This is a genomic window from Polaribacter uvawellassae (genome assembly GCF_039748955.1).
GTDB lineage: Bacteria > Bacteroidota > Bacteroidia > Flavobacteriales > Flavobacteriaceae > Polaribacter > Polaribacter uvawellassae.
Genome location: NZ_JBDIZN010000003.1, coordinates 387,521 through 405,079 on the forward strand (window position 1 = coordinate 387,521; position 17,559 = coordinate 405,079).

Here is a 17,559-nt window from a genome sequence, read left to right on the forward strand (position 1 = left end):
CTTTTATTCTTTTTTAATATAGAATTTATTAATTTCTGTTAGTGCGTTTTTTAACACATCGTAATGTAATTCTGCATCTTTAATCGGGTTTAAATCTAAATCGGTAATATCAAACAAACCTGTAGCAAATACTTTGGTAATTCTGTCTTTTTCTATAATTGCGTAATTATTATTATAACCACTTACAAACCAATCTACTGGTTGTAAATTATATAAATCTTGACCAAAACTATAGGTATTCATTGGAGATTTTACACCCAAATAATTATTCATTAATGTTGGTACAATATCGTAATGCAAAGAAAGTTCATCGTATTTTTTTGGGGCTTTAGAAGCATCAAATAATAACATTGGTACTTGAATTTGATATTTAGAATAATTACCACCGTGTTGCCAATATCCTTTTTTATTGTCATTCAGTTCTTGTCCGTGATCTCCAGTAACAACAATAATAGTTGACTCTAACAAGTTTTCACGCTCTAGTTTATCAAGAATTTTACCTATTTGATCATCTATAAAATGTATAGAATTTTTATACCTATTAAAAAGTAAAGTTGGATCATAATCATCATCTAGATCTAAATAATTTACAACTTTTAAAGAAGGCTTAAAAGGTAAATCATACTCTTTTGGATATTCATATGCGTGTGCTGCATCATAAAAAAGAAAACTAAAAAAAGGCTTTTTACTCGATGTATTTACCGAGTTTAAAAATTCATTTGTAATTTCTCTATCTCTACCAATTACTGTTTTTGATTTTGATGACAATCTTAAATTTGGCACTTCTGAAAATACATTTTTATCAAAAGTTGGGTTCTGAATTGTTGCGCTTGCTAAAATATTAAATGAATAATCTTGTTGTAACATTTCATCGATAAATACAGGCGATTTTTCTATTCGTGTAAATTGTTCCCAATACAAACCAGAAATGCCATAAAACATAGAAAAAATTCCGCCATCTGTTCCGTTAGAACCGCTAAAATGATTTGTAAAGTGTTGCGATTTTTTTGATAATTTATAAATATTTGGAGTTACAATACTATCCATACAATCAAACCTCCAAGAGTCTATAGTTAAAAACAGAATGTTTTTTTGGTTTTCTGGTCTCTCAGAAATAATTTTTTCTAAAGGATATTTTACAGTATTTGTATAACTAATTTTATATAAATCTCTATTTTTTCTTGCTTTTTCTGGATCTACAAAACCATTATCTGTTAAAAACCTTTTTGCCGTTAACGGATGAAATAATGGATAAACATGACTAATTTGGGTAATTGGTCTGTAATAACTTGCGTCAGCCCAAGCATACACTAAATGTGTAAACAAAAGCGTAACGATAAAAATCCAGGAAAGTAGTTTTGTTCTAAGATTCCAATTTTTTGCAACAATTTTTTTTGCAATAAATAAAATAAGAATTTGTAATAGTATTAGTCCGATAATCTTTAATACTACTAAAAAAATCGTTGTTCCAGAAAATTGAAAAACATCTGTAGCATTTTTACCAAAAACTAAATTAAAAACAAAAGGTGATAAATGATATCTAAACTGACTAAAAACCATGCTATCTAACCCAAGAAACAGTAAAGAAAACAATGATAAAATCAGAAAGAAAATTCTTGAAACTTTTTTACTTTTGGTTATAAAATAAATTAAATAACTAATAAAAAGAGTTGGTAAAAAGAGTAAAATAAAATGACTAATTGTAGATAAAAAACTAAATAAATTAGCTAAAAAATAATCTGAACTTTCTAAATATTTTATATAGGTTTTGGCAATATAAAATACAATAATCATGTTTAATAAAAAACCTACAAACAGCTCTTTTCTAAAAATTTTCCTCGTATTCATTGTGTATCTGCTATTCTCGAAGTGTTATAATAGTGCCATCTTCATTTATTTTTAAAATTCTTGATGGTGATTTTGAAAATTCTTCAAGTTGCAAATTTACCATATAATCAACGCTATCCAAAATAGTTACTGATATTTCTGAAAATGATTTTGGAGTTGGTTCTCCACTAATATTTGCAGAAGTAGAAACAATTGGTTTTCCGAATGCATTAATTAAGGTTTTACAAAAATCATTTTGTACAATTCTAATGGCAATGGTGTTGTCTGACGCTATACAGTTTTTCGCCAATCCCTTCGGATTGTTATAAATAATGGTTGTTGGTTTTGTAGCTTTTTCTAGTTCTTCAATTGCTTTTTCTGTAATGTTTTCTACATATTCAGAAAGCATTGTAAAAGAATCAACCAAAATGATGAGGCTTTTACTTTCTGCACGTTGTTTTATTTTATAAATTTTTGAAACTGCTTTAGAATTTGTCGCATCACAACCAATTCCCCAAACAGTATCAGTTGGATATAAAAGTGTTTTCCCTTCTTTTAAAGCTAGTGCAAAACGCTGAATTTCTTCTGAGTTCAAAATCGTTTATTTTATTCGTTTTTCTTTGCTACCGTTGCGTATTGCATAAAAAACATATCAAACTGAGAACCTAATAGCACAATATTAAACAACACTGCAAACGGAAAGTATAAAAAGGATTTTGTTGTGTTTATTCCTTTGATTGTTAGAATATTATATCCACAATCTTTATACATTCTTTTAATACTTTTCTTTGTAAAAAAACGATAATGCGTTCTGTCTAAAATTAAGTCGTCTGTATATTTCCAATCTCTGTTAAAAATCAGTTTAAAAAGATTTTTAGAATACCGAACATTCGGAATTGAAGTAACTAAAACTCCGTCTTTTTTCAATTTTGTTTTTAAACTTACAATATCATTCCAAGGTTCTAACAAATGTTCAATCACATCATTCATTACAATAGCATCAAAATAATTATCTGGCAAATCATTTAAAACTTCATCTAAAGTTCCTAGAAGTACTTTTGTTAATTTCTGAGTTGCTTCTTTTGCTGATTCTTCAAAAGGTTCTACGCCCCAAGTTTCTACGCCATCTTTTACCAATTGAGCAGAAAAATTACCAGATCCACAACCAATTTCTAAAATAGTTTTTGCAGATTTTGGAATAAAACCTAACATTTCTGGCCTTACATTTTTATAATATTCTGCGTCTTTAATATCCATACAATTTTGGTTTATTATTCTTTTTTAAAAGGTAAATTCATTGATCTTTTACTCAACCAAGTTCCTTTTTTTAGTGAATGACTATAATATTTTATCAATTCTATAAACAAATATAGATTTAATTTTAGTTTAGGTATAAAAAAGAAACATATTCCGATAATTGCTGCAATGGTTTTAGAAACCAAACTTATAAAAATAAGCAATCGCAATAATAAAAAACGTGTCAATCCTTTAAAGTGATTATGAATATAAACATGTTTAGAAATTAACACTTCTGATTTGGTAATTTTGGATGTATTGATATTAATTCTAGATGCTCCGCCGTGATTATGAATAATGTTTACATTTTTAAGCAACACAACTTCTCCGTTTGCATTTCTTACTTTTTTACACAAATCTACATCTTCAAAATACATCCAATAATCTTCGTTCCAACCATTTATTTTTTGAAACCATTTTCTAGAAATAAAAACAACCGAACCAGAAACCCAGTCAGGAAAAATCTTTTCATCGTCTTGTTTTGTTTCATTTGAAACTAATCTATAAATTGCTCTTGTTATTCCGAATAGTGTAAACAGACCAGGAAATACTCTATCTGTAGCTTCATAAGAGCCACTGTTATTTAATTGATTACAAGAAACAATTCCGTAATCTTCATTAGCATTTAAACTATTTAACATTGCATAAATTGCATCTTCGTTTGCAATGGTATCAGGATTTAAAAATAACATATTTTTTCCAACAGAATCAATTGCTCCAAGATTACATCCGTTTGCAAAGCCATTATTTCCTAAGTTTTCAATAAATTTAAACTGCGAATATTTTTCAGAAAACGTTTTTAATTTTCCATCATTAGAATTGTTATCAACTACAACTACTTCAAAAGTGAATTTTTCTTGTTTAAAATGCGTAAGTGCATTTAAACAATCTTTTAAATGTTTCCAACTTTTATAATTTACAATGATAATAGAAACTTCCTTTTCTACATGATTTACTTCAAAGTTTTCAATCGGATTTTTTACAACTTTAGCCGTTTTATATTTTAAATTCAATACCTCAACATATCTTCTCCAAACTCCAAATGCATGCGCCCAAGAAATTACAAATCCTCGGTAACCATCTAGAAAGCCAAGTTGAATTACAAACTGAATAAAAAACCGAACAAAAGGTTTTAAAAATAAATAAAAAGGTGTTACAAACAGCCCTTTTTCTAAAAGTTCTAATGCTTGTAATTTTGCATATTTTTTGAGCTTATTTTTATATTGATTGTACTCCTTATACGAATAGTGATTTAGTTTCCCTTTTAAGAAACCTATTTTACCATTTGTTGAAATTTCTTCATGAACTTTTCCGACATATTTACACGAGTTTTTACGAAATAATCGAATTACTTTATCTCTTCGCCAACCACTAAAATTTATTTTTTTATTTTTAAAGAAAAAGCTTCTGTAAATATAAAAAGCATCAAAACTTGTGGTAGAATTTACAGTTTGTAAAATTTCTTCTTTTAAGTTTTTAGGTACTGTTTCATCTGCATCTATTAGAAAAATCCAATCGTTGCTTGCTTTTTCTATAGCAAAATTCTTTTGACTCGAAAAATCATCAAATTTTCTTTGGATTAAAATAGCGCTAGATTTTTCTACAACTGCAACGGTTTTATCCGTGCTAAAAGAATCAATTACAATAATTTCATCAGCAAAACTAACCGAATCTATGGCTTTTTGGATATTAGATTCTTCGTTAAAAGTTGGAATAATTGCTGTAATTTTTGTCATAAAACTAAACGGCTACATCATATTCACGCAAGGCGTCATTTAATGATGTTTTTTTATCTGTACTTTCTTTTCTTTTTCCGATGATTAATGCGCAAGGAACATTGAATTCTCCCGCAGCAAATTTTTTGGTATAACTTCCTGGAATTACAACCGAACGAGCAGGAACAACTCCTTTCATTTCAATTGGTTTATCACCAGTAACATCTATAATTTTAGTGCTCATTGTTAACACAACATTAGCTCCTAAAACTGCTTCTTTTTCTACCTTAACTCCTTCTACAACAATGCAACGAGAACCAATAAATGCGCCATCTTCTATAATTACTGGCGATGCTTGTAATGGTTCTAAAACTCCGCCAATTCCAACACCACCAGATAAATGTACGTTTTTACCAATTTGTGCGCAAGAACCAACTGTTGCCCAAGTATCAACCATTGTTCCTTCGTCTACAAATGCGCCAATATTTACGTAACTTGGCATTAAAATAGTTCCAGCAGAAATATATGCACCATGACGAGCAACTGCATTTGGCACCACTCGAATTCCTTTTTCTGCGTAATTTCTTTTTAACGGAATCTTATCGTGATATTCAAAAATACCCGCTTCTAAAGTTTCCATTTTCTGAATTGGAAAATACAAAACAACACCTTTTTTTACCCATTCATTTACTTGCCATCCATTAGAAGTTGGTTCTGCAACCCTTAACGTTCCAGAATCTAATAAATCGATTACTTTTCTGATTGCTAAAATTGTGTTTTCTTCTTTTAGTAATGCTCTATTATTCCAAGCTTTTTCTATTGTTTCTCTTAAGTTCTCCATTCTGTAAAGTATATTTCTGCAAATATAAATTTATCTGTAAAAATCTAAGCGAAGATACATTATTTAAACAGATCTTTTTATCCTGTTTAAAATCCTTATTTTTGCAAAAAGATTTTTAAATGAGTAGAATTTTAGCCATTGATTTTGGTAAAGTAAGAACAGGAATTGCCGTTACAGACGAATTGCAAATTATTGCTTCTGGTTTAACAACTGTTGAGACTAAAGATTTAATTGCTTTTTTAAAAGACTACACAAAAAAAGAAAAAGTGGAACTTTTTTTAGTTGGATTGCCAAAACAAATGGACAATACTAATAGCGAAAGCGAAGTGTTAATTGTAGCGTTTCTAGAAAAATTAAAGAAACAATTTCCGACAATTCCAATCCAAAGAGTTGATGAACGTTTTACCTCAAAAATGGCTTTTCAAACAATGTTAGATGGCGGAATGAAGAAAAAGCAACGTCAAAATAAAGGTTTGATAGACGAAATAAGTGCCACAATTATTTTACAATCCTATTTATATAACAAATAGATTTATGTCATTGCGAGGAACGAAGCAATCTTATCAATAAAAAAACAACACATCATTAGAATTCATAATTCAAAAATTCGTAATTCGTAATTCTAATTCGTATTTTTGCAACCAAATTTTACAATAAATGATATTACCAATAGTAGCTTACGGTGATCCTGTTTTAAGAAAAGTAGGAATAGAAATCGAAAAAGAGTATCCAGAATTAAACACTTTAATTGCCAACATGAAAGAAACTATGTACAATGCAAGTGGTGTTGGTTTGGCTGCACCGCAAGTTGGAAAAGCAATTCGTTTATTTATGGTTGATACTTCTCCTTTTGCAGAAGATGAAGAGTTAGAGGAAGAAGAAAGAAAAATATTGGCAGATTTTAAACATGTTTTTATCAATCCAAAAATTATTGAAGAAACTGGAGATGAATGGGCTTTTAACGAAGGTTGCTTAAGCATTCCTGATGTTAGAGAAGATGTGTTTAGACAAGAAGAAATTAAAATCGAATATTTAGATGAAGACTTTAAAAAACACAGTAAAACTTTAAATGGTTTAGCTGCTAGAGTTTTTCAGCACGAATACGATCATATTGAAGGAATTTTATTTACTGATAAATTATCATCATTAAAGAAACGATTGATTAAAAAGAAATTAGAAAATATATCAAAAGGAAAAATAACAGCTGATTACAGAATGCGTTTCCCGAAATTAAAAAAGAATAAAAAATAATGTCTGTTCTAGTAGACACAAAAAAATAAAATTTATGGAGTTTAATAAAATTATTGCAGTTACAGGCAAACCAGGTTTGTTTCAAGTAGTTTCACAAACAAAAACAGGAATTGTAGTTGAGTCTTTGACAGACAAAAAACGTTTTCCGATTCTTTCTACTCAAAATGTGAGTTTGTTAGAAAACATTGCCATTTTCACGTACGAAGAAGAAGTTCCTTTATTAACTGTTTTTAAATCAATTTTTGAAAAAGAAGAAGGAAAAGAAACAATTAGTCATAAAGAAAGTGGAGCAAAATTAACTTCATTTTTTTCTAAAATTTTACCAGATTTTGATCAAGAACGTGTATACACATCAAACATCAAAAAAATTGTACAATGGTACAATATGTTAATTGCGGCTGAATTTGATTTTTCAAAAATAGAAGTACCAACTGAAGAAAAAGAAGCCTAAGTTTTTGTAAAAAAATCCTTTAACTTCTTCATTGTAAAGTTTTACTTACTTTTGTTTTAGAATAATTTTTAATAAAAAATAATATTATGAAACAAATTATCATTTTGTTGCTTGTAATTATTGCATTATTCATTGGTTTTGGTAAATACAACGAATATAAAAGATTTAACACATCAGAAGTTAATTATAAATCTGATGTAGCTTTAGATTTCAATTATCACAATAAAGATTTAATTTACAGATATTTAAACGAAATAGAAAGTTTAAATAGTTTTGTAATTTCACAAAAAAACGCAAATGATATTGATGTAAGAAGTCCAGAAGAAGATGACGAAGAAACAAAATTTGCTGTTAAAGAATATTCAGAAAAATTAGCCAAAGTAAAATATTATGAAGCTTTTTTAGAGCAATCTAACTCCTTAAAAGAAAAAGGATTATCAAACGAAGAAATTATTTATTTAGAAAATACTGGAACAAGTTTAACCAATTACAAAATTCAACAAAGCCTTAATAAAATCAAAAGCTTATTTGATGCTACTAAAAAAATAAATTACGGTCAAAAAGGCCCTTTAATTTTTGAAGTTCAGAAGCAATTGGTTGCAAATGGAATTGATGTTGAAATTGATGGAATCTACAAAATTGCTACAAAAGGCGGCATCAAAGTTTTCGAAGAAAGAAATGGTTTATATCCAGACGGAATTTTAGATATTTTAACAATAGACGCTCTGTTTACCAACAATTCTAATTAATAAAAATTAACACATTATTCTTGAATTCTAGAGAAGAACAATTAAACGCTTTTAATAGATTATTAGACATCATGGATGAACTCCGTGAAAAATGTCCTTGGGATAATAAACAAACCTTAGAATCGTTACGACATTTAACAATTGAAGAAACCTACGAATTAGCTGATGCAATTTTAGACAACGATTTAGAAGAAATTAAAAAAGAATTAGGCGATGTGTTATTACACATCGTTTTTTATGCAAAAATAGGTAGCGAGAAAAAAGCATTTGATATTGGTGATGTTGCCAATGCAATTTCTGATAAATTAGTTGATAGACATCCGCATATTTACGGTGATGTTGTTGTAAAAGACGAAGAAGAAGTAAAACAAAACTGGGAAAAACTAAAACTAAAAGAAGGAAAAACTTCTGTTTTAGAAGGCGTTCCTAAAAGCTTACCTGCGGTTGTAAAAGCAAACCGAATTCAAGATAAAGTTGCTGGCGTTGGTTTTGATTGGGAAAAACCGCAACAAGTTTGGGAAAAGGTTCAAGAAGAATTGTCTGAGTTGAACAAAGAAGTTAAAAACAGCAACACAGAAAACATCGAATCTGAATTTGGAGACGTATTATTTTCTATGATAAATTACGCACGTTTTATTGGCGTAAATCCAGAAAATGCGTTAGAAAAAACCAACAAAAAATTCATTAAACGATTTCAGTTCTTAGAAAAAGCAGCTAAAAAAGAAGGCAAAGAACTTTCTGATATGTCTTTAGTTGAAATGGATGTTCATTGGGAAAACTCGAAAGAGTTTTTCAAATAATCTAATTGGGAAAAGTCTAAGAACTTTTTCAAATAGTATTGTATATTGTCATTCCTGCGTAGACAGGAATCTTAAAACTATTTAATTAAATACGATTCCTGCTTTCGCAGGAATGACATAAAAACATGAATATACTTATAATTACTGGTGGATCTAATGGCATCGGAAAAGCCATTGCAGAAAAATATACTTTAGAAAATTATACGGTTTTTTCAATTTCTAGAAGTAAAGCAACTAACGTTTCTTTTCAACAATCTACCGCAGATTTAAGCAATACAACTGAAGCTATCAACGCAATAAATGCTGTGTTTTCTAAAATTGATTTAAACACAATTTCTTCTATTATTTTATTAAACAACGCAGGAAGTTTAGGAGAAATAAATACGCTTGGTAATTTAGATTCAGCAATAATTCAACAAACAATTCAGTTAAATACCACTACTCCATTAATCTTATCCAATGAGTTTATAAAACTCACCAAAGAGCTCAATTGCAAAAAACAAATTATTAATATTTCTTCTGGTGCAGCAACGAATCCGTATTCTGGTTGGTCTGTGTATTGTACTTCAAAAACTGCATTAGATATGACAACTAGAGCAATTGCAACAGAACAAAACGAAATTAAAAACGGCGTAAAATGTGTGGCAATTTATCCTGGAGTTGTAGATACCAATATGCAAACTGCAATCAGAAAAACTTCTGAAAGGGAGTTTAAAAATGTGCAACGTTTTAAAGAGTTAAAAGAAAACAACGAATTGTATTCTCCAGAATTTGTAGCTGATAAAATTTATGAAATTGATACTTTAAATCAATTAGAAAATGGTGATATTGTTGATATTAGAAAAATATAATTTGATTCTAAACTCGTTTTTCGATAACTTCGTTCATCTCTGTTAGAAAGAAATACATGAATTTAGAAGTAGAAAAATATCTTAGCAATCTTAGCAAATGGAAACAAGAATTAACACGTTTGCATTACCTAATTGCTGATTGTGGATTGGTCACAACTTTTAAATGGAAACATCCTTGCTATACTTTTAAAGAAAAGAATATTGTTATCATTCATGGATTTAAAAATTACTTTGCAATTCTTTTTCCAAAAGGCGTTTTATTAAACGACTCGAAAAATATTTTAATTCAACAAACAGAAAACACACAATCTGCTCGGCAAATCCGATTTACAACTCTTTTAGAAATTGAAACACTAAGAACAACCATCAAAGAATATATTTACGAAGCTATTGAAGTAGAAAAAGCAGGGTTAAAAGTAACTAAGAAAAAAACATCAGATTTTGAAATACCAGTTGAATTGGAACAAAAATTTAAAGAAAATTCGGATTTTAAAGCTGCTTTTAAAAACTTAACAGAAGGAAGACAACGAGGTTATTTATTACATTTTTCTCAGCCAAAACAAGCTAAAACTCGAATTTCAAGAATCGAAAAAAATACTGCACGGATTTTAAACGGCAAAGGTTTACATGATTGTATTTGCGGATTATCTAAACGAATGCCAAATTGTGATGGCTCTCATAAACAATTAGAAACAAATACATATGATAATTAAAGTAGAAACTACAATTAATGCTTCTTTAGAAAAAGTTTGGGAATTTTGGATCAATCCTAAACATATTACACAATGGAATTTTGCATCAAACGAATGGTGTTGTCCAACTGCAATCAATGATTTAAAACCAAATGGAGAATTTGTTTGGCGAATGGAAGCAAAAGATGGCAGCATGGGATTTGATTTTACAGGAACTTATCAAACTGTAATAATTAACGAGTTTATTTCTTATAAAATGGAAGACGGACGAATTGTAAATATTAGATTTTCAGCTCAAGAAAACGGAATTCAATTAACAGAAACATTTGAAGCTGAAGGCACAAATTCTGATGAACAACAAAGTGCTGGCTGGCAAGCTATTTTAGAAAATTTTAAAAAGTATGTAGAATCAAATAGATAAAAAAAGCAGCCAATTGGCTGCTTTTTTTATTATGCTAATTTCTTAGCATTTTTTACTTTTTGTTTTGTGAGCGCAAGTTCTATTACTTCGCTCATATCTGAAACATAATGAAAGGTCAATCCTTTTAAATAAGATTCTTTTATTTCTAAAATGTCTTTTTCGTTTTCTTTACACAGAATAATTTCTTTAATATTTGCTCTTTTTGCAGCCAATATTTTTTCTTTGATTCCGCCTACAGGCAACACTTTACCACGTAACGTAATTTCTCCAGTCATTGCTAACTTGTTTTTTACCTTACGCTGTGTAAACACAGAAACCAACGACGTTAACATGGTAACTCCAGCACTTGGCCCATCTTTTGGTGTTGCGCCTTCTGGCACGTGAATATGCACATTGTATTTATCTAAAATCTCAGGATTTACCCCAAAACCTTCTGCATTTGCTTTGATATATTCCATCGCAATAGTTGCAGATTCTTTCATTACTTTTCCTAAGTTTCCTGTAATCGTTAAATTTCCTGTTCCTTTAGATAAAATAGATTCGATAAATAAAATATCTCCACCAACAGCTGTCCAAGCTAAACCGGTAACAACTCCAGCAACATCATTTGTTTCATATTTATCGCGTTCTAATCTTGCAGGACCTAATATTTTTTCAATATCAGTATTGGTTAACGTAATTTCATAAGTTTCTTCCATTGCAATAGATTTTGCAGCAAAACGTACCACTTTTGCAATTTGTTTTTCCAATCCACGAACACCAGATTCACGCGTATATCCTTCTATAATCTTTTCTATTTCTGCTTTTCTTAACTTTAAATGTTCTTTTGTTAAACCGTGTTCTTTTAATTGTTTTGGTAATAAATGTCTTTTTGCAATTTCTATTTTTTCTTCAGTTGTATAACCAGATACATTAATGATTTCCATTCGGTCTCTTAACGCCCAAGGAATTTGGCCTAAGTTATTTGCTGTTGCAATAAACAATACTTTAGAAAGATCGAAACCAACTTCTAAATAATTATCGTAAAACTCAGTGTTTTGCTCCGGATCCAAAACCTCTAACATTGCAGAAGAAGGATCTCCTTGATGACTGTTACTCAGTTTATCAATTTCATCTAAGACAAAAACTGGATTTGCAGTTCCTGCTTTTTTCAAGTTCTGAATCAATCTTCCTGGCATTGCGCCGATGTATGTTTTTCTGTGTCCGCGGATTTCTGCTTCATCGCGCAAACCACCTAAAGACATTCTAACATATTTTCTTCCCAACGATTCTGCAACCGATTTTCCTAACGATGTTTTTCCAACTCCAGGAGGTCCGTATAAACAGATAATTGGAGATTTCATATCATTTCTCAGTTTTAAAACCGCCAAATGTTCTATGATTCTTTCCTTTACTTTTTCTAATCCAAAATGATCTCTATCTAAAATCTTTTGCGCTCTTTTTAAATCGAATTTATCAATAGAATATTCTCCCCAAGGCAATTCTAACAACAATTCTAGATAACTTCTCTGAACACCATATTCTGCCATTTGCGGATTCATTCTACGCAAGCGAGCTAATTCCTTATCAAATGTTTCACCAACTTCTTTGGTCCATTTCTTCGTTTTAGATTTTGCACGCATTTCCTCTAATTCTTCATCGTTAGAAACACCGCCTAATTCTTCTTGAATGGTTTTTAATTGCTGATGCAAATAATATTCGCGCTGTTGCTGATCCATATCAGTGCGTGTTTTCGACTGAATATCATTCTTCAACTCCAAGCGTTGCAACTCTTTATTTAACCGTTTTAATGTTAATAAAGCACGCTCTTTTAAATTGTGTTGCTCTAATAATTCTTGCTTTTCTTTAACAGATAAATCCATGTTTGATGAAATAAAATTCACCAAAAACGAATTACTTTGAATGTTTTTTATTGCAAATGAAGCTTCTGAAGGCAACATCGGATTTACTTTAATAATCTGCAATGCTTGTTCTTTTATAGAATCGATAATTGCATCAAACTCTTTATTTTTTTCGTCCGTTTTATCTTCTACAGCTGCTTTTGTAGTTGCCTTTAAATACGGTTCTGTCTGAATTACTTGATCAATTTCAAAGCGTTTTTTTCCTTGAATAATTACTGTCGTATTTCCGTCAGGCATTTTTAACACTCGTAAAATTTGTGCTACAACACCGATTTTATGAATGTCTTTTTCTGTAGGGTTTTCTACTTCTGGATTTTTTTGTGCAACAACACCTAAAATTTTATCTCCAGCATTGGCATCTTTTATCAATTGAATGGAGGCATCTCTTCCTGCAGTAATCGGAATTACAACTCCAGGAAATAACACGGTATTTCTTAAAGGTAAAATTGGTAAAACCGACGGAATTTCTTCTTTGTTTATAATTTCCTCATCTTCTGGTGTCATCAACGGAATTAATTCCGAATCTTCATCTAACATGTTGTGAAGCGACAAACTGTCTAATCCTAATATTTTAGCGTTACTCATAGTATTTATATCTGTCAAGTTGACATTTAATCTTTTATTTGTAATTAATTGAAGCTCGCAATTATTGTTTATAATATTGATAATCAATAAAATAAATATAATTCTTTTTAGACTTCTACTCTAATAAGACAATTGTTGTGCCAATGGATTTGAGTTTTAGATTTAGTTGGTTTCTAAACTTATTTTTCGGCAACTTCGCTTACTCTTGATATAAAACATGTATGTTAATTTTCTTTTAATATTGAAACGTTTGATATCAAGAGTTAGCAAGGTCTCAAAACTCTATTCAAAAATCACAAATAAACAAGAATGTAATTGAATTGAGAGTAATTTTACAGATTAGATACTTTTTTTCGATACTCAATTCCCCATTTTGCTAACTCATCAATAAGTGGAGCAAGTGTTTTTCCGTATTCCGTAATAGCATACTCAACAGTAATTGGTTTTGTATTCATAACTGTTCTAGTAACTAAGTGATTTAATTCTAAATCTTGTAATTCTTTAGAAAGCATTTTAGTTCCGATTCCGTCTACTTCTCGTAGCAAATCCATAAAACCTAATTTAGTACCTTCTATCAATGTTCCCAAAATATGAAACTTCCATTTTCCAGACAAGATGCTCATGGTATCACTAATCGCTTGCATTCGAATTTGACAAACGGGAGTGTCGTTAATTACTGATTTTTTCTTCATTTCTTGTAATATTTATAACGTAAATATCTATTAAACCTTTTTTAGTAGTTTCTTAGAGGAAACTACTATCCAAAAGGAAATCCATATCAAATATACATTTAAGTAGTTGTATATTTGTAATAATGTCATAAATTAAAATTTATAGTAATGAGCACAAATACAACAAACAACAATCCTCTTTTATGTGATATAGAAACTGGAATGTGTGAAACACCAGACGAAAACACAAGTACTGTAACTAAAAAAAACATACAATCTACCAAAAAGTCTGTAAAACTACTTTATTTTACCGATCCAATTTGTTCTTCTTGTTGGGGCATTGAACCACAATTGAGAAAATTGAAATTAGAATATGGAAATCACATTGATATTGAATATAGAATGGGTGGTTTATTACCTGATTGGAATTATAATAGTGGTGGCATTAGCAAACCTTCGGATGTTGCTCAACATTGGGATGAAGTAAGTATTCATTATGATATGCCAATTGATGGAGATTTATGGTTAGAAGACCCGATGAATTCTTCTTATCCGCCTTCTATCGCTTTTAAAGCAGCGCAATTACAAGATGAGGTAAAAGCTCTTTTGTTTATGAGAGAAATGCGAGAAATGATGTTTTTAAAGAAAAAAAATCTTGCAAAATGGGAACACATGGCAACTGCTGCAAAAAGCGTAAGTTTAAATGTTGATCAGCTAAAAACTGATTTTGAAGCAAAAGCAAAAAACCTATTTGAAGAAGATTTAAGAATAGCTAGAGAATATGGCGTTAGAGGATTTCCTACTATTATAGTTATGGATTCTGAAGGAAATCAAGAAACTGTTTATGGTTCAAAACCATATGCCTTTTATGAAATGGCAATTCTAAAAATGAATGCAAATATCACTAAAAGTGAATACAATAAAAATTGGGAAACACTTTTTGCAAAATATCATTCGCTTACAGCAAAAGAATTTTCGGTACTTTCAGGAGCACCAAGAATAGAAAGTGAAGCAATGTTAAATGCACTTTCAGACAATCAAAAATTAGAGAAATTAACTACAAAAAACGGGTCTATTTGGTTCATTAAAGAATAAATAAAAAAGACTCTGAAAAATCAAAAAAAAAACCAAAAGGTAATATTGATTGACAACAATCTTACTTTACAGATGCAGCTAACTTAAGCATTTTATCGCTTAGAGAAAACAGCCATTGTAACTGTTCCCAAACCAAATGAGCTTCTTGAAGGTCTTGCTCTGTTTGTTTCTCTTTAGGTGTTAAGTTCTTTATTTCAGCAGAATTAATGATAGCCAACTGCTCCTCAAAAAGTAATTCGTTTTTTGTTGAGAGCTCTATTATATTCAACTTTTTATTATTTAAACACTGAAGCGCCGTCTCCAAATTATTCTCAATTATTTCTGTTACTATCTTAAACTGATTAGATGCTTCTGTGGTTTTATGATACTGAATAAATGTACTTAACGAAGCTAATGAAGCTAAAAAAGTATGATTCAAAACGACAAGTTCATAATTTTCATCCATTTTATTTTGCTTCGATTTAGGCTCTTGTGCCATGCGTTGAAAAGCAGAATTTAAATTAGAGGTTTCTAAAAATGCTTCTTTACGCGCTATATTATAAGAAGTTGGTAAATTTCCTTTCTTCTGATAATATTCGGTAATTTTAAATAGAAATTTCTTTTTAGCTAGTATGCTTTTTTCGATACTTTTTTTAATATCAACTGACTCCCAAGTTGGCCAAAGTAACAGCATTGCAGCATAAGAAAGTCCAGCACCAACAACAGTATCTAAAATTCTAAATTTTATAACACTCAAAATATCCGGACTAAGAATTGCGTAAATAAAAACTACACTCAACGTAATAAATGCTGCAGAAATCTTAGAGTTTTTTTGTATTAACGCAAATGCAATCACCAAAGAGATAACTCCCATGGCTCCGTACACATAAAAATCTTGAATAATAAAAACTACTCCAGTTGCAATTGCACCACCGATAAGTGTACCAATTATCCGGTCTTTTGCTCGATTTTTTGTAAGTCCGTAGTTTGGACGCATAATTACAATAATCGTTAATAAAATCCAATACGGATTCTGAAATGGGAAAAGCGAACCTAATGTGTAACCGATCATAATAGTTACGGCTAATCGTAAGGAATGTCTAAAAATAATAGATTTAAAGCTAAAATTTCTTATTAATAACTTAGGATTATAATCTTGAGGTTCTACAAAGCGTTTAGCAACTTTTTTATCGATAATATCGAGCTCCATTGTGTTTGTATCTCCTAACAATCTTTTAATTCTTGTAAGTTTTTTGAACTGTTTTTCTTGATATTCTAGAAAACTTTGAAGCATTAGATATTCTCCATAATTCATTTTTTTACGAAGTACAGATATTTCAAACTTTACAGCCTTAAAACATGTTCTGATTTCATCATTATTTGGCAACTTTTTTTTATCATTTCCTGCGTCTGAGATAACTCGCAATTGCATCGCCATTTTAAAAATCAGATCCTGAAACAATTTAATGTATTGCGGATAATCTTTAAAAAGTGCATCCATTCGGTTGTAATTTACCGGATTGGCAATTGCCATTTCTAGCATATCAACTAGCTGCACAAAAACTAACAAACGTTTGTCTTGGTAATTAGACCAACCAGAAATCTTTTTAGAAAGAATTAGTATTTCTCTCAAAGTTTCATGATTTTCGGTAAGCTGGCTTTGAAGATTTAATAATTTAGATTGTAGTTTTTCATGGTCGTCATGTGGCCCAATTAATTTACCTCTTGTATCTAAAAATTCGGCTGTAAGTTCATACGTTTTAGTCAATATTTCTTCGGTCTCAGCTTTAGGGTTTATCAGATGCCAAATCTTAGCCAAAAGCAAATACCAAAGTCCACCAACACCAATCAACAAAGCATATTGATAAATTTCTAATTCTTCTGAATCATGAGCAAAACTTAGAACCAAAGCCAAAAGACCAGAAAAACTGATTAGAGAAGCTCGAAAACCATAGACAGAAATAAAAGCAATTCCAAAGCCAAGAACACCTAAAACTGGTAACGAAAGCCAAGTTTCGTAATGCAAATAACCTCCAATAAAACTGACGAACATTATCAATGCCGCTGAAATAAGAATACCATTTTTTTTATGCTGAAAACTACCAATAGTATCACTTGGCGAACTCCAAAAAGCTCCAAAACAAAGTGCCAATCCAATTTCAAAATGTCCAAATTGTATTCCTAAAATTATTGGTAACGTAACCGCAATTCCCATAAGGATTGCTTTTGAAAAACTAGTGCTTTTTAAAAACTGCTGAAGTTCTTTAAAGTTCTCTGAAAAAAAAGTGTAATTGTGTTCAAGACAGATTGTTTCAACTGCTAATATAAGGTTTATTAAAAATAAATTTTATTCTACCTTTAGAAATAAATAAATTTCGTTAAACATATAATTTGGTGTTTCCATAAGAAAAACTAATATCAAAAAAAAGCTGTA

General features: G+C 30.0%; 17 protein-coding genes. 9 read left to right on the plus strand and 8 right to left on the minus strand.

Features of this window, described 5'->3' with window-relative positions:
• Positions 1-3 precede the first annotated feature (3 nt).
• The 5 genes from ABDX67_RS08935 to ABDX67_RS08955 are packed head-to-tail and all read right to left on the minus strand — an operon-like array spanning position 4 to position 5,679.
• Entirely contained in the window at positions 4-1,848 is a 1,845-nt protein-coding gene (locus ABDX67_RS08935) for a DUF3413 domain-containing protein (RefSeq protein ID WP_347174668.1), read from the minus strand.
• A gap of 10 nt (positions 1,849-1,858) precedes the next feature.
• Positions 1,859-2,422 (minus strand): L-threonylcarbamoyladenylate synthase, encoded by a 564-nt coding sequence (locus tag ABDX67_RS08940; RefSeq protein ID WP_347174669.1) that lies wholly within the window; start codon positions 2,420-2,422, stop codon positions 1,859-1,861.
• 11 nt (positions 2,423-2,433) lie between these two features.
• Complete coding sequence (locus ABDX67_RS08945; protein ID WP_347174670.1) at positions 2,434-3,084, minus strand: class I SAM-dependent methyltransferase; 651 nt, start codon at positions 3,082-3,084, stop codon at positions 2,434-2,436.
• 14 nt (positions 3,085-3,098) lie between these two features.
• Complete coding sequence (locus ABDX67_RS08950; protein ID WP_347174671.1) at positions 3,099-4,859, minus strand: glycosyltransferase; 1,761 nt, start codon at positions 4,857-4,859, stop codon at positions 3,099-3,101.
• Between the two features lie 4 nt (positions 4,860-4,863).
• On the minus strand, positions 4,864-5,679 hold the full coding sequence (locus ABDX67_RS08955) for a 2,3,4,5-tetrahydropyridine-2,6-dicarboxylate N-succinyltransferase (protein ID WP_347174672.1): 816 nt from the start codon (positions 5,677-5,679) through the stop codon (positions 4,864-4,866).
• A 119-nt stretch (positions 5,680-5,798) separates the two neighbouring features.
• Between ABDX67_RS08955 and ruvX the strand changes: the two genes are divergently transcribed.
• The 8 genes from ruvX (at position 5,799) to ABDX67_RS08995 (ending at position 10,894) form a co-directional block, all read left to right on the plus strand.
• Positions 5,799-6,209: a Holliday junction resolvase RuvX gene (ruvX, locus tag ABDX67_RS08960; protein ID WP_347174673.1), complete on the plus strand. Its 411-nt coding sequence runs from the start codon at positions 5,799-5,801 to the stop codon at positions 6,207-6,209.
• Positions 6,210-6,336: 127 nt separating this feature from the next.
• Positions 6,337-6,930, plus strand: coding sequence for a peptide deformylase (gene def, locus ABDX67_RS08965; RefSeq protein WP_347174674.1), 594 nt, complete (start codon positions 6,337-6,339; stop codon positions 6,928-6,930).
• 34 nt (positions 6,931-6,964) lie between these two features.
• Positions 6,965-7,381 carry a DUF5606 family protein gene (locus ABDX67_RS08970; RefSeq protein ID WP_347174675.1) on the plus strand — a complete coding sequence of 139 codons (417 nt, stop codon included), beginning with the start codon at positions 6,965-6,967 and terminating at the stop codon, positions 7,379-7,381.
• Positions 7,382-7,467: 86 nt separating this feature from the next.
• Positions 7,468-8,130 carry a peptidoglycan-binding domain-containing protein gene (locus tag ABDX67_RS08975; protein WP_347174676.1) on the plus strand — a complete coding sequence of 221 codons (663 nt, stop codon included), beginning with the start codon at positions 7,468-7,470 and terminating at the stop codon, positions 8,128-8,130.
• A gap of 20 nt (positions 8,131-8,150) precedes the next feature.
• On the plus strand, positions 8,151-8,930 hold the full coding sequence (gene mazG, locus ABDX67_RS08980; protein WP_347174677.1) for a nucleoside triphosphate pyrophosphohydrolase: 780 nt from the start codon (positions 8,151-8,153) through the stop codon (positions 8,928-8,930).
• A 125-nt stretch (positions 8,931-9,055) separates the two neighbouring features.
• Positions 9,056-9,781: an SDR family NAD(P)-dependent oxidoreductase gene (locus ABDX67_RS08985; RefSeq protein ID WP_347174678.1), complete on the plus strand. Its 726-nt coding sequence runs from the start codon at positions 9,056-9,058 to the stop codon at positions 9,779-9,781.
• A 56-nt stretch (positions 9,782-9,837) separates the two neighbouring features.
• On the plus strand, positions 9,838-10,494 hold the full coding sequence (locus tag ABDX67_RS08990) for a DUF1801 domain-containing protein (RefSeq protein WP_347174679.1): 657 nt from the start codon (positions 9,838-9,840) through the stop codon (positions 10,492-10,494).
• A complete protein-coding gene (locus ABDX67_RS08995; RefSeq protein WP_347174680.1) occupies positions 10,484-10,894 on the plus strand; it encodes an SRPBCC family protein in 411 nt (136 codons plus the stop codon). Before ABDX67_RS08990 ends, ABDX67_RS08995 begins: the two co-directional genes overlap by 11 nt.
• Before the next feature lie 29 nt (positions 10,895-10,923).
• Here the strand turns inward: ABDX67_RS08995 and lon are convergent, their stop codons facing one another.
• Together lon and ABDX67_RS09005 are read right to left on the minus strand one after the other, a co-directional pair.
• Positions 10,924-13,380 carry an endopeptidase La gene (lon, locus tag ABDX67_RS09000; RefSeq protein ID WP_347174681.1) on the minus strand — a complete coding sequence of 819 codons (2,457 nt, stop codon included), beginning with the start codon at positions 13,378-13,380 and terminating at the stop codon, positions 10,924-10,926.
• 332 nt (positions 13,381-13,712) lie between these two features.
• Positions 13,713-14,072: a winged helix-turn-helix transcriptional regulator gene (locus tag ABDX67_RS09005; RefSeq protein ID WP_347174682.1), complete on the minus strand. Its 360-nt coding sequence runs from the start codon at positions 14,070-14,072 to the stop codon at positions 13,713-13,715.
• A 147-nt stretch (positions 14,073-14,219) separates the two neighbouring features.
• Here ABDX67_RS09005 and ABDX67_RS09010 point away from each other — a divergent pair, with 147 nt between their 5' ends.
• Positions 14,220-15,146 (plus strand): ClpXP adapter SpxH family protein, encoded by a 927-nt coding sequence (locus tag ABDX67_RS09010; protein WP_347174683.1) that lies wholly within the window; start codon positions 14,220-14,222, stop codon positions 15,144-15,146.
• 61 nt (positions 15,147-15,207) lie between these two features.
• On the opposite strand, the gene ABDX67_RS09015 is transcribed toward ABDX67_RS09010, so the two are convergent.
• The gene (locus tag ABDX67_RS09015; protein WP_347174684.1) at positions 15,208-17,340 is read right to left on the minus strand and encodes an FUSC family protein; all 2,133 of its coding nucleotides are present in this window, start codon (positions 17,338-17,340) and stop codon (positions 15,208-15,210) included.
• Positions 17,341-17,559 lie beyond the last annotated feature (219 nt).

Excerpts from the sequence above, each read along its gene's own strand:
- ABDX67_RS08935 (WP_347174668.1), bottom strand. The coding sequence starts at position 1,848 with ATGAATACGAGGAAAATTTTTAGAAAAGAGCTGTTTGTAGGTTTTTTA.
- ABDX67_RS08945 (WP_347174670.1), bottom strand. The coding sequence starts at position 3,084 with ATGGATATTAAAGACGCAGAATATTATAAAAATGTAAGGCCAGAAATG.
- ABDX67_RS08950 (WP_347174671.1), bottom strand. The coding sequence starts at position 4,859 with ATGACAAAAATTACAGCAATTATTCCAACTTTTAACGAAGAATCTAAT.
- ABDX67_RS08955 (WP_347174672.1), bottom strand. The coding sequence starts at position 5,679 with ATGGAGAACTTAAGAGAAACAATAGAAAAAGCTTGGAATAATAGAGCA.
- ruvX (WP_347174673.1), top strand. The coding sequence starts at position 5,799 with ATGAGTAGAATTTTAGCCATTGATTTTGGTAAAGTAAGAACAGGAATT.
- def (WP_347174674.1), top strand. The coding sequence starts at position 6,337 with ATGATATTACCAATAGTAGCTTACGGTGATCCTGTTTTAAGAAAAGTA.
- ABDX67_RS08970 (WP_347174675.1), top strand. The coding sequence starts at position 6,965 with ATGGAGTTTAATAAAATTATTGCAGTTACAGGCAAACCAGGTTTGTTT.
- ABDX67_RS08975 (WP_347174676.1), top strand. The coding sequence starts at position 7,468 with ATGAAACAAATTATCATTTTGTTGCTTGTAATTATTGCATTATTCATT.
- ABDX67_RS08985 (WP_347174678.1), top strand. The coding sequence starts at position 9,056 with ATGAATATACTTATAATTACTGGTGGATCTAATGGCATCGGAAAAGCC.
- ABDX67_RS08990 (WP_347174679.1), top strand. The coding sequence starts at position 9,838 with ATGAATTTAGAAGTAGAAAAATATCTTAGCAATCTTAGCAAATGGAAA.
- ABDX67_RS08995 (WP_347174680.1), top strand. The coding sequence starts at position 10,484 with ATGATAATTAAAGTAGAAACTACAATTAATGCTTCTTTAGAAAAAGTT.
- lon (WP_347174681.1), bottom strand. The coding sequence starts at position 13,380 with ATGAGTAACGCTAAAATATTAGGATTAGACAGTTTGTCGCTTCACAAC.
- ABDX67_RS09005 (WP_347174682.1), bottom strand. The coding sequence starts at position 14,072 with ATGAAGAAAAAATCAGTAATTAACGACACTCCCGTTTGTCAAATTCGA.
- ABDX67_RS09010 (WP_347174683.1), top strand. The coding sequence starts at position 14,220 with ATGAGCACAAATACAACAAACAACAATCCTCTTTTATGTGATATAGAA.
- ABDX67_RS09015 (WP_347174684.1), bottom strand. The coding sequence starts at position 17,340 with ATGGGAATTGCGGTTACGTTACCAATAATTTTAGGAATACAATTTGGA.